The sequence below is a fragment of the Mycobacterium colombiense genome (genome assembly GCF_001953985.1).
GTDB classification, from domain to species: domain Bacteria; phylum Actinomycetota; class Actinomycetes; order Mycobacteriales; family Mycobacteriaceae; genus Mycobacterium; species Mycobacterium colombiense_B.
In genome coordinates this window covers 17,529-28,665 of sequence record NZ_MBEI01000039.1, presented here as the reverse complement: position 1 = coordinate 28,665, position 11,137 = coordinate 17,529, and the positions used below count along the sequence as shown (strand labels likewise).

10 protein-coding genes are annotated in these 11,137 nt (G+C 70.7%); 4 read left to right on the top strand and 6 right to left on the bottom strand.

The genetic code is table 11. The features are described 5' to 3' along the window. Nucleotides 1–2,096: ATP-binding cassette domain-containing protein (locus A5732_RS08490; protein WP_216351572.1), on the top strand; the 2,096-nt coding region annotated here is incomplete at its 5' end. Between the two features lie 36 nt (nt 2,097–2,132). After that, complete coding sequence (locus tag A5732_RS08485) at nt 2,133–4,709, top strand: ATP-binding cassette domain-containing protein (protein ID WP_076101944.1); 2,577 nt, start codon at nt 2,133–2,135, stop codon at nt 4,707–4,709. Between the two features lie 4 nt (nt 4,710–4,713). Here A5732_RS08485 and A5732_RS08480 read toward each other — a convergent pair whose 3' ends face one another. The 6 genes from A5732_RS08480 to A5732_RS08455 all read right to left on the bottom strand — a co-directional run bounded on the left by A5732_RS08480 (nt 4,714) and on the right by A5732_RS08455 (nt 10,296). Further along, entirely contained in the window at nt 4,714–5,292 is a 579-nt protein-coding gene (locus A5732_RS08480; RefSeq protein ID WP_076052197.1) for a pentapeptide repeat-containing protein, read from the bottom strand. Next, entirely contained in the window at nt 5,289–5,876 is a 588-nt protein-coding gene (locus A5732_RS08475; RefSeq protein WP_064880814.1) for a GTP-binding protein, read from the bottom strand. The genes A5732_RS08480 and A5732_RS08475 overlap by 4 nt, the downstream gene beginning before the upstream one ends. Next, entirely contained in the window at nt 5,857–6,231 is a 375-nt protein-coding gene (locus A5732_RS08470; protein WP_064952088.1) for a DUF742 domain-containing protein, read from the bottom strand. The genes A5732_RS08475 and A5732_RS08470 overlap by 20 nt, the downstream gene beginning before the upstream one ends. A 6-nt stretch (nt 6,232–6,237) precedes the next feature. Then, nucleotides 6,238–6,645, bottom strand: coding sequence for a serine protease inhibitor (locus A5732_RS08465; protein WP_044484050.1), 408 nt, complete (start codon nt 6,643–6,645; stop codon nt 6,238–6,240). Further along, nucleotides 6,645–9,434 (bottom strand): sensor histidine kinase, encoded by a 2,790-nt coding sequence (locus tag A5732_RS08460; protein ID WP_076101946.1) that lies wholly within the window; start codon nt 9,432–9,434, stop codon nt 6,645–6,647. The genes A5732_RS08465 and A5732_RS08460 overlap by 1 nt, the downstream gene beginning before the upstream one ends. 256 nt (nt 9,435–9,690) lie before the next feature. Continuing rightward, nucleotides 9,691–10,296 carry a class I SAM-dependent methyltransferase gene (locus tag A5732_RS08455; protein WP_076101943.1) on the bottom strand — a complete coding sequence of 202 codons (606 nt, stop codon included), beginning with the start codon at nt 10,294–10,296 and terminating at the stop codon, nt 9,691–9,693. Between the two features lie 18 nt (nt 10,297–10,314). Between A5732_RS08455 and A5732_RS08450 the strand changes: the two genes are divergently transcribed. Together A5732_RS08450 and A5732_RS08445 are read left to right on the top strand one after the other, a co-directional pair. Then, the gene (locus A5732_RS08450; RefSeq protein WP_076101942.1) at nt 10,315–10,779 is read left to right on the top strand and encodes a tRNA (cytidine(34)-2'-O)-methyltransferase; all 465 of its coding nucleotides are present in this window, start codon (nt 10,315–10,317) and stop codon (nt 10,777–10,779) included. Between the two features lie 30 nt (nt 10,780–10,809). After that, nucleotides 10,810–11,136, top strand: coding sequence for a YciI family protein (locus A5732_RS08445; RefSeq protein WP_076101941.1), 327 nt, complete (start codon nt 10,810–10,812; stop codon nt 11,134–11,136). The last annotated feature ends 1 nt before the right edge of the window (nt 11,137 follow it).

The window sequence follows — 11,137 nt, the reverse complement described above, 5'->3', positions numbered from 1 at the left end:
CCGCCGCGCCACCCCCGCCACCCAACGCCCCACCTCTGGCGCAGATGCCGGCGGTCTCGGCCAGCCCGCACACCCAGATGGCCCCGCCGGCCTCCGCCAAACCGCCCGAGGTGGCAAACCTGGCGACGAAGATGTTCCAGGCGCTGCTGCCGTCGCGATCCGGCGCGATCCAGAAGCCGGCCGGGTCGCAGACCATCGGCCGGGCCACCGACAACGACATAGTCATCCAGGACGTCCTGGCCTCGCGCCACCACGCCTTCTTGATCCAGACGCCGCTGGGCACCGAGATCCGCGACGCGCACAGCGTGAACGGGACGTTCGTCAACGGTGTCCGGGTCGGCTCGGCGGTGCTGACCGAGGGCGACGTGGTCACCATCGGCAACGTCGACCTGGTGTTCACCGGCGACAGCCTGGTCCGGCGCACCGAGGCGGCGACGCGCAGCGGCGGCCTGGAGGTCAATTCCGTCTGCTACACCGTCGACCACGGCAAGCAGCTGCTCGACCACATCTCGCTGACCGCCCGGCCCGGGACCCTGACCGCCATCATCGGTGGGTCGGGCGCCGGCAAGACCACCCTGTCCCGGCTGATCGTCGGCTACACCAGCCCGACCTCGGGCAATGTGACCTTCGAGGGCCACAACATCCACACCGAGTACGCGTCCATGCGCAGCAGGATTGGGATGGTCCCGCAGGACGACGTCGTGCACCGTCAGCTGACCGTCAACCAGGCCCTGAACTACGCCGCCGAGCTGCGCCTGCCGCCGGACACCAGCAAAGAGGAACGGGCCCGCGTCGTCGCGCAGGTGCTCGAGGAACTCGACATGACCCAGCACGCCGACACCCGGGTCGACAAGCTCTCCGGCGGTCAGCGCAAGCGCGCCTCGGTCGCCCTCGAGCTGCTCACCCAGCCGTCGCTGCTGCTGCTGGACGAGCCGACGTCGGGTCTGGACCCGGCGCTGGACCGTCAGGTGATGCTGATGCTGCGCCAGCTGGCCGATGCGGGCCGCACGGTCTTGGTGGTGACCCACTCGGTGTCGTACCTGGACGTATGCGACCAGATCCTGCTGGTCGCGCCCGGCGGTAAGACCGCTTTCTGCGGGCCGCCCGACCAGGTCGAGTCCGCCATGGGGACGCGCAACTGGGCCGACATCTTCGCCAAGGTGGGCGCCGACCCGGACGAGGCCAACCGCCGCTTCAAGGAACGCAACCAGCGGGCGGCGCAGCCACCGTCCCCGGAGAGTCCGGCGGATCTGGGCGAACCACCCCAGACGAACCTGTTCCGGCAGTTGTCCACGATCGCCCGCCGCCAGGTTCGCCTCGTCGTATCCGACCGCGGTTACACGATCTTCCTGGCGATCCTGCCGTTCCTCATCGGCGCGTTGTCGCTGACGGTGAAGGGCCCGCACCCGGGTCTCGGCCCGGCCGACCCGATGGGTCCCGCGCCAACGCAGCCGCAGTACATCATGGTGCTGCTGAACATCGGTGCGGTCTTCATGGGCACCGCGCTGACCATCCGCGACCTGATCGGCGAGCGCGCCATCTTCCGGCGGGAGCAGGCCGTCGGCCTGTCCACCACCGCCTATCTGCTGGCCAAGATCGCGGTGTTCTGCGTCTTCGCGACCGCCCAGGCGGCGATCGCGACCATCATCGTGCGGCTGGGTAAGGGCGCCCCGACGGCACACCCCCAGTTCTTCGGCAACTCCACCTTCTCGCTGTTCGTCACGGTGGCGGGCACCTGTATAGCGTCGGCCATGCTCGGCCTGCTGCTGTCGGCCCTGGCGCAGTCGAACGAGCAGATCATGCCGCTGCTGGTGGTGTCGATCATGTCCCAGCTGGTGTTCTCCAGCGGCATGATCCCGGTGTATCAGCGCGTCGGCCTCGAGCAGATGGCGTGGCTGACGCCCGCCCGGTGGGGCTACGCCGCGGGGGCGTCCTCGATCGACTTCCCGTCGCTGGTGAAGGTCAAGCAGATCCCGACCAACGACCCGATCTGGCAGCACTCGAAGCACATTTTCGTGTTCGACATGTTCATGCTCGCCGCGCTGTCGATCGGCTACACCGGCTTCGTCCGCTGGCACATCCGGCTGAAACGCTAGGCCGGCGCCCCAACCTCGACCCCCAATCTGGATGCGATGACTCGACCTGAGCAGCCCGTGCTGACGGCTCGATCTGACCGCTCCGAAGGTAGTTTCGCCGCCGGCCGCGACGTGGTCGTGGGCAGCGACCTGCGCGCCGACCTGCGCGTGGCGCACCCGCTGATCGCCCGCGCGCACGTGCTGCTGCGCTTCGATCAGGGGCGGTGGCTGGCCGTCGACAACAACTCGCTCAACGGGGTCTATTTGGACGGCCAGCGGGTGCCGGTCGTCGACATCCACGACGGCCAGACGATCAACATCGGCAAGCCCGACGGCCCGCGGATCACGTTCGAAGTGGGTCAGCACACGGGCAACGTCGGCCTGCTTCCGCCGACCACCAAGTCGATCCCCATCATCACCGCGCGGCCCGCCGCGCCGGCGCCGGCCACCGGCCCGCGCCCGGCGACGGCCCCGTCCCGGCCGGTAGCGCCTCCGCCCCGGCCGCCCGCGCCGCCGCCGTCGCGCCCCTTCCCCTGGCGCGACGCCCAGCGCAGGTCCGGCGCTCCGATCGTCGCGCCGGACGGCGCGACCCGGGCCGTACCGCAGTCCGGGCCGTACCCGGCCGCGCCGAACCCGCCCGCCCAGGCCGGCCGCGCCGGTGACGCCGGGGAGTTTCCGACCACGTGGGTCGGCGTCCCCGGATCCGACTCGGAGCTCCGGCCGCAGGCCGGCCGCGCCGCCTGGATCGGGCGCGCGCTCAACAACGACATCGTCGTGCCCGACGTGCTGGCCTCACGCCATCACGCCTTCCTGAACCCGACGCCGACCGGCGCCGAGATCCGCGACGCGAACAGCAGCAACGGCACCTTCGTCAACGGTGTCCGGGTCGGGTCCGCCGTGCTGTCCGACGGCGACGTGGTGACAATCGGCAACGTCGACCTGGTGTTCCACAACGGCATGCTGGTTCGCCGCCAAGAGGCGGCGACACGGACCGGCGGCCTGGAGGTGCGCGAGGTCAACTTCGGCGTCGACGGCAAGAACCTCCTGGAGCGGATCTCGTTCGTCGCCCGGCCCGGCACGCTGACCGCGCTGATCGGCGGGTCGGGCGCGGGCAAGACCACGCTGTCGCGGCTGATCGCGGGGTACGCCACCCCGTCGTCGGGGTCGGTCACCTTCGAGGGCCACAACATCCACACCGAGTACGCCTCGCTGCGCACCAGGATCGGGATGGTCCCGCAAGACGACGTCGTGCACCGGCAACTGACGGTCAGCCAAGCGCTCGGCTACGCCGCCGAGTTGCGCCTGCCGCCCGACACCAGCAAGCCCGACCGCGAGCAGGTGGTCGCCCAGGTCCTGGACGAGCTGGGCCTGACCGAGCACGCGAACACCCGGGTCGACAACCTGTCCGGGGGCCAGCGCAAGCGCGCGTCGGTGGCCCTGGAGCTGCTGACCGGGCCGTCGCTGCTGATCCTCGACGAGCCGACGTCCGGCCTGGACCCGGCGCTGGACCTGCAGGTCATGACCATGCTGCGGCAGCTCGCCGACGCCGGCCGCGTCGTGCTGGTGGTCACGCACTCGCTGACCTACCTCGACGTCTGCGACCAGGTGCTGCTGATGGCGCCGGGCGGCAAGACGGCGTACCTCGGCCCGCCCGCCGAGATCGGCGCGGCGATGGGCACCACCAACTGGGCGCACATCTTCGCCAAGGTGGGCGCCAATCCGGAGGAGGCCAATCGCCGCTTCCTCGCCCAGAACAGACCGCCGCCGCCCGCGCTGACCGAGGCGCCGGCCGAGCTGGGCGTCCCGGCGCGCACCAGCAAGCGCCGCCAGTTCTCCACGATCGCCCGCCGCCAGGTCCGGCTGGTGGTCTCCGACCGGGCCTACTTCCTGTTCCTGGCGGTGCTGCCGTTCGTGATGGGCGCGCTGTCGCTGACCGTGCCCGGCAACGTCGGTTTCGGCTACGCCGATCCGGTGAGCGAGTCGGCGGGCGAGGCCGGGATGATCCTGACCCTGCTCACCATGGCGGCCGCTTTCATGGGTACCGCGCTGACCATCCGCGACCTGATCGGCGAGCGACCGATCTTCCGGCGAGAACAGGCCGTCGGCCTGTCGAGCACGGCCTACCTGCTGGCCAAGGTGGCGGTGTTCTGCACGTTCGCCGTCATCCAGGCGGCCATCGCCACGGCCATCGTGGTGGTGGGCAAGGGGCCGCCGACGCGGCCGGCGGTGCTGCTAGGCAACGCCACTCTCGAGCTGTTCGCCGGGGTCGCCGCGACGTGTGTGGCGGCGGCGATGCTGGGCCTGTTGCTCTCGGCGCTGGCGCGCTCCAACGAGCAGATCATGCCGCTGCTGGTGGTGTCGCTGATGATGCAGATGGTGCTCTCCGGCGGCATGGTGCCGGTCACCAACCGGATCTTCCTCGACCAGCTGTCCTGGCTGGTTCCCTCGCGGTGGGGGTACGCGGCGCAGGGCTCGACGGTCGACCTGTGGGCGGTGTCGCCCGGCCCGCAGAGCCCGCGGGACAGCCACTTCGAGCACACGCCGGTGGCCTGGCTGTTCGACATGGGCATGCTCGCGGTGCTGACGGTCGCCTACGCGGCGCTGGTGCGGTGGCGCATCCGGCTCACCCGCTGAGCGATCAGCCGCTGGTGGGTTGGCCGTCCGGGCCCGAGTCGAGCCGCAGCCCGTGGGCGAGCGCGAAGGCGACGGCCTGGTCGACGTCGACGCGGGCGCCGGCCAGCGAGGCCGTCGTCCACAGCGCCGGATCCACGGTGCTGCCGCGCAGGTCCGCCTCATCCAGCCGGGTGCCGGCAGTCCGCGCGCCGCGCAGGTCCGCGCCGCGCAGCACGGCCTTGCGCAGATCGGCCTCCACCAGGCTGGTTTCCCGCAGCCGGCAGCCGCTCAGGTCGACGCCGCGCAGGTCGATGCCGCCGAGCACGGCGAGCGTGAAGTCGACCTCGTCGAAGGTGATCGGCCGCAGCCGGCACTGCACGAACACCGAGCCGAGCATGCTGCACTGGGAAAAGGTGCTGTGCCACAACGACGTCCGCCGGAACGTGCAGTTGCGGAAGGCCGAACCGCGGTGCTGCGACTCGGCGAGGTTGGCGCCGCCGAAGTTGCATTCGGTGAACACGACCCGCTCGGTCTGCAGCCGGCTGAGGTCGTCGTCAGTGAAGTCGTGGCCCTCGAATTCCTGGTCGACCCACCGCGTCGTCAATTGGCCGACAGGCTGGCCAGGGCGTATTCGCTGACCGCGATCAGGGCGTCGGTCGCCGACCGGCGATCCCTGGCGTCGATGCTGATCACCGGGATGTGCGGCGGCAGGGTCAGCGCCTCGCGCACCTCGGCGACCGGGTAGCGGGGCGCGCCGTCGAACTCGTTGACCGCGACGAGAAACGGCAGGTTGCGGTGCTCGAAGAAGTCGACCGCGGCGAAGCTGTCTTGCAGGCGCCGGCAATCGACCAGCACGACCGCGCCGATCGCGCCGCGCACCAGGTCGTCCCACATGAACCAGAAGCGGCGCTGCCCCGGCGTGCCGAACAGGTAGAGCACCAGGTCCTCGGCCAGGGTGATCCGGCCGAAATCCATGGCGACGGTGGTCGTCCGCTTGTCCGGGGTGGCCTCGAGCGCGTCGACGCCGGTCGAGGCGTCGGTGAGCATCGCCTCGGTGCGCAGCGGCATGATCTCCGACACCGCCCCCACGAAGGTGGTCTTGCCGGCCCCGAATCCGCCGGCGATCACGATCTTCGTCGACGCGTGGGTGCCGGAATCGGCCTGCACGTCAGAGTGCGCGTAAGCCACGCAGTGTCCTTCCTATGAGGTCGTGGCGCTCGTCTCTGGTGGAACGCTCGGACAACGTCTTATGCACTCGAAGGTAGCCGGACAACACCAGATCCCCGACCAGGACGCGCGCGACGCCGAGCGGAAGGTCCAGCCGGGCCGAGATTTCGGCGACCGAGGGGCTGTCGACGCACAGTTGGATGATTCTGCCTCGCGCGTCGTTGGGCGGCCACCGGTGCGTCAGGCCGGCCTGCAGCGTCTGAATCGGCGCCTCGAGGGGAAGGTCGACGTTGGTGTCGGTGCGCCCGGACGTCAGGGTGTACGGACGGACCAGGTTCCCCTTACGGTGCGCCGGCCAGTTCTGGGAGGTGTCCATCGCGGCTCACGAGTGCTGCTGCACGGCCGACCGGCGGGTCGACTGCACCACGCCGCCCACCCGTTCGACGAGGACGGCCATCTCGTAGCCGATCTGACCGATGTCGCACGACGCCGCGGCCAGCGTCGCCAGGTGCGAGCCGTCCCCGACCCGCATCAACAACAGATAGCCGTTCTGCATCTCGACCACCGACTGCAGCACCTGGCCGCCCTCGAACAGTTGCGCGGCGCCGGTGGCCAGGCTGGCCAGTCCGGAGGCCACGGCGGCCAGCTGGTCGGCGCGCTCGCGCGGGAGATGCTCGCTGGCGGCGATGGGCAGGCCGTCGACGGACACCAGCAGCGCGTGCGCGACGCCGGGGACTTCGCGGGCGAACCTGGTCACAAGCCAGTCCAGGGAGTTGTCGGGGGAGGTCATTATTCGTCGGATCCTTGGTCGGTTTCACGGGCGTGCGAGCGTCCGGTGCGCACGCCACCGAAATGGCTACTGAACGAGGCGCGGACCGCCTCGGGGTCCCGGGCTAAGGGGCCGGTGGCCGCGTGCTGCGGCTCCCGATGCGACGGGGATCGGCCGCTGCGCCCCTGGTCCGGCTCCGGCGCGTCCCGTTCGCCGCCGTTGGCGCCGCCGGGTACCAGCCGCGCACCCGGGGTGCGCACCGGCAGGCCGTGGTCGGTGGTCTGGGCCTCGACGGGCTTTTCATCGGCCGCGGCCGCCAGCGTCCAGCCGCGGTCCCAGACCGACTGCCAGTCCAGGTCGGGGCTGTTGACCAGGTCGTGCGGGTCGCCGAGCATCTCCGACAGCATCCGCCGGTAGATGACGTCGTCGTCGGCCGGACCCGGCGGGGCCTTCGGGATGGACGCCACCGGGGCCGGCTGGTCTTGCCGGGTCTGCGTGCGGCCGTCGGCCTCCCTGGAGCGGGCGGAGAAGAAGGCCGACGTGTCCGACGCCGCCCGGGCCGGCTGGGCGGGCGTGGGCTCCGGTTCGGGCGCGGGCTCGGGGGCCGGAGCCGGCTTGGGGGTGTTCTCCCACCAGGGCGTCGCCAGCTCGCGGCGCTGGCGGCGGGGCTGTTGTTCGGCGGCCGGCGCGGGGACCGCGGGGACTTCGGTGATGCCGCTGGAACCCGGGTTGCGGCGGGGCAGCAACGTGACCGACGGACCGGTCGCGTCCCGGCCGGTACGCGCCGCCGGCTCGAGCGTGCCGTCGCCCTGCCGGGCCTCCTCGGCGTTCGCGCTGGCGAGCTTGGCGCTCGGCGAGGAGACGACGCGGATGTGGCGGGGCGCCGCCGACTCGGCGACGGCCCGGCCGGCCAGCACCGTCGGCGGCAGGTAGATCTCGGCGGTGGTACCCGAGCCCGATTCGTTGGCCGCGGGGCCGCGCAGCCCCACCCGGATGCCGTGCCGGGACGCGATCCGGCCGACCACGAAAAGTCCCATGTGGCGGGCGTTGTCGGGGGTGACGTCACCCCCGGCCTGCAGCCTCATGTTGGCCATCCGCCGGTCGGTGTCGTTCATACCCAGACCGGAGTCGGCGATCCGCACCACCACTCCCCCGTCGCCGCCGCGCGATGCGGAGATCCGGGCGGACGTCGTCGGCGGCGAGTAGCGCAGGGCGTTGTCGACCAGCTCGGCGAACAGATGGATGGCGCCGCCCGCGGCCGAGCCGATCAGCTCGCACTCCGGCATCCCGGCGACCTCGACACGGCGGTAGTCCTCAACCTCGGACACGGCGGCATTGATCACCGTTTCCAGCGGCACCGGGTCGCGCTGGTCGCGCGCGAGCTGTGAGCCGGCCAGCACCAGCAGGTTCGCGCTGTTGCGGCGCAGCCGCGCCGCCAGGTGGTCGAGCCGGAACAGGCTGTCCAGGCGTTCGGGGTCCTCCTCGTTGCGCTCCAGCCGGTCGATGAGCGCCAGCTGCTGGTCCACCAGCGAGCGGCTGCGCCGCGACATGGTCTCGAACATGTCGTTGACCAGCAGCCGCAACCGCGCCTCGTCGCCGGCCAGCAGCAGCGCCTGCGTGTGCAACTCGTCCACCGCGTGGGCGACCTGGCCGATCTCCTCGCTGGTGTACACCGGCAGCGGACTCGGAATCGGTTCGCCCCCACCGGATTTCACCGAGGCGATCTCCTCTACGAGATCGGTGTGGGCGACCTTGAGCGCGCCGTCGCGCAGGATGCGCAATGGCCGCACCAGGGCGCGCGCCACCAGCAGCACGATGCCCAACGCAATGACGATCGCGGCCAGCACCAGGACGGTGTCCAGGATCGCGGCCGAGCGCCGCTCGGCGGCCTGGGCGTGCACCGACTTGGTCACCGACGCCGTGACGTTCTTGATCAGCTGGTCGGCGATGTCGTCGGTGGTCTGGATCGAGCGCAGCAGGTCGGCGTTGTCGACCAGCACGCTGGCCGGGTCGGACATGATCGCCATCCGCCTCACCATCTGCTGCTGCAGCGTCTTGGCCTCCGGCGATCCGGCGCCCAGCACCTCGCTCATGCCGAACAGCGTCGACGGTTCGGTGCCCGCCAGGGTGGCCATGGAGGTGCGCAGCTGCGGCTCGGGCAGGTCGGCCCCCCGGGTGACCAGGATCTTCTGCATCGTCATCTGCCCGCGGGCGCCGACCGCCCGGCTCAGGCCCTGCGCCTGCGCGCGGATCTTCTCGTCGTCGACGCGCACCGAGGCGTTGATCACGTCCTCGGCCGTCAGCAGGATCGGCGCGTAGAGCGTCACCCGCTCCCGCAAACCGAGGGCGGGGTCGGCCGCCTTGTTCACCAGCATCTGGCCGCCGTCGAGCAGGTTGTTCACGCCGGAGCGCACGTCGGCGCTGACGTCGGTGTCGTCCAGCCTGGTCTGCAGTTCGCCCCTGCGCGCCTCGTAGTTCTTCTTGGCCCCCTCGACGTCGTGTCCGGTGGAACTGGCCAGCAGCGCGACGTCCAGCGCCGACATGTACTTGGTGATCACCGGCACCACGTCGGCGCGGGTGGCGGCCAGCCGCAGGTTGGCCGAGTTGGCCATGGCGCCGTGGATGCGCAGCACCCCGAAAACCGTCGCCAAAATCAGCGGGACCAGCACGATCGCCAGTACCTTCCAGCGCACCGGCCAGTTGCTCAGCGACCAGGTCGGCGGGCGTTTGGCCGGCGCGGCATCGGCGCCGGGCTTCGGTGCTGGCTCTACGAGATCCGCCTCGGCCGGGTTGGTCGGGCGGGTGAACATGGTCACGTCATCGCGGCCGGACGCCCGGCCGCGGCGCTGACCCTGAGCGCTGAATTAAACGAGTGGCTCATGAAACTTCCTGCTTTATTTCGCCCGCCCCGCGCCAGACAGGCGTGTGCGTGTGGGTGTGGCAATCCGACGAGTATGACAGCCCGCGGCGCATGCCACCAGAATCGTCACTGAGCAGACAGGTCCCTCCAAGGTGGCGCCACCCCGGCGCGGTCACCCCTGGCAAACACCACCGAGCGCCAAAAACCTAGGCGGGCCGAAGGAGCGCGACGAGGAAATCGGAATCGTCGCTGAACGGGCGCATGTCCCAGGTGGACAGCAGCAGATCGGGTGCGAAGCCCGCGTCGACCGCGTCGTTGAGAAACTCGTCGAACTCATAATCGCGGCCGGCGCCGAAGCCGATCGCCGCCCGCCCGTCGTCGGCGACGTGGGCCCGCAGCCGGCTCAGCACCTGGATCCGGGTGCTCGGGGCCAGAAACGCCATGACGTTGCCGGCGGACACGATGACGTCGAACGGTTCGGTGATGCCGCGCGCCGGCAGGTCCAGCTCGGCCAGGTCGCCGACCAGCCAGCGCGGGCCGGGGTAGTCCTGCTCGGCCGCTTCGATCAGCGCCGGGTCGACGTCCACGCCGACCACCCGGTGGCCCACCGTGGCCAGGTATCCGCCCAGCCGCCCTGGCCCGCAACCGGCGTCGAGAATCCGCGCCCCGCGCGGCGCCATCGCGTCCACGAACCGGGCCTCTCCGGCCAGGTCGTCGCCGGCGCGGGCCATGGCGCGGAAACGCTCGATGTACCACTGTGAATGCCCCGGATCGGCAGCGACCTTCTGCATCCAGTAGCTCTGCTCGACCATGCGACCATTATCGGCGTTGTGTTCAAGCTGATGTTCGTGTCCCCTCGGATCCCGCCCAACACCGGCAACGCCATCCGGACGGTGGCGGCGACGGGCTGCGAATTGCATCTGGTCGAGCCGATGGGGTTCGACCTGTCCGAACCCAAACTGCGCCGGGCCGGGCTGGACTACCACGACCTCGCGTCGGTCACCGTGCATGCCTCGCTGACGGCCGCCTGGGCGGCGCTGTCACCGCAGCGGGTGTTCGCGTTCACCTCGCACGCGCCCACCTCGTTCGCCGACGTGGACTACCGGGCCGGCGACGTGCTGATGTTCGGCCCCGAACCCACCGGGCTCGACGCCGCGACGTTGGCCGACCCGCACATCACCGCGCAGGTGCGCATCCCGATGCTGGCGGGCCGGCGCTCGCTGAACCTGTCCAATGCCGCGGCGATCGCCGTCTACGAAGCCTGGCGCCAGCACGGCTACGCCGGGGCCCGATGAGTACTGGGCCGCACGCGAGTCAGCATTGATATGGCTACCTTCATCACAATCGGTTACGGAGACGAAGCCGGGTACAGCCGGGCGAGCGACGACTGCAAGCGGGCCGCGCACGCGCGCGACGACGAATTGCGTGCGGCCGGCGCACTTATCGGGATCGCCGGAGAACCCGTTGCTGTGCGCAATCCGGACGGCGCGGGCCTGCGGATCGAGGCCGGGTCGTTTATGAGTTCAGAGCTGCCGATCGCCGGGTTCGCGGTGTTCGAGGCCGACGATCTAGACGCCGCGATCGAGCGGGTAAGTCAAACGCCGTGCGCAGTGGCGCACGGAGTGGTCGAGGTGTGGCCCCTAAAGGTATGAC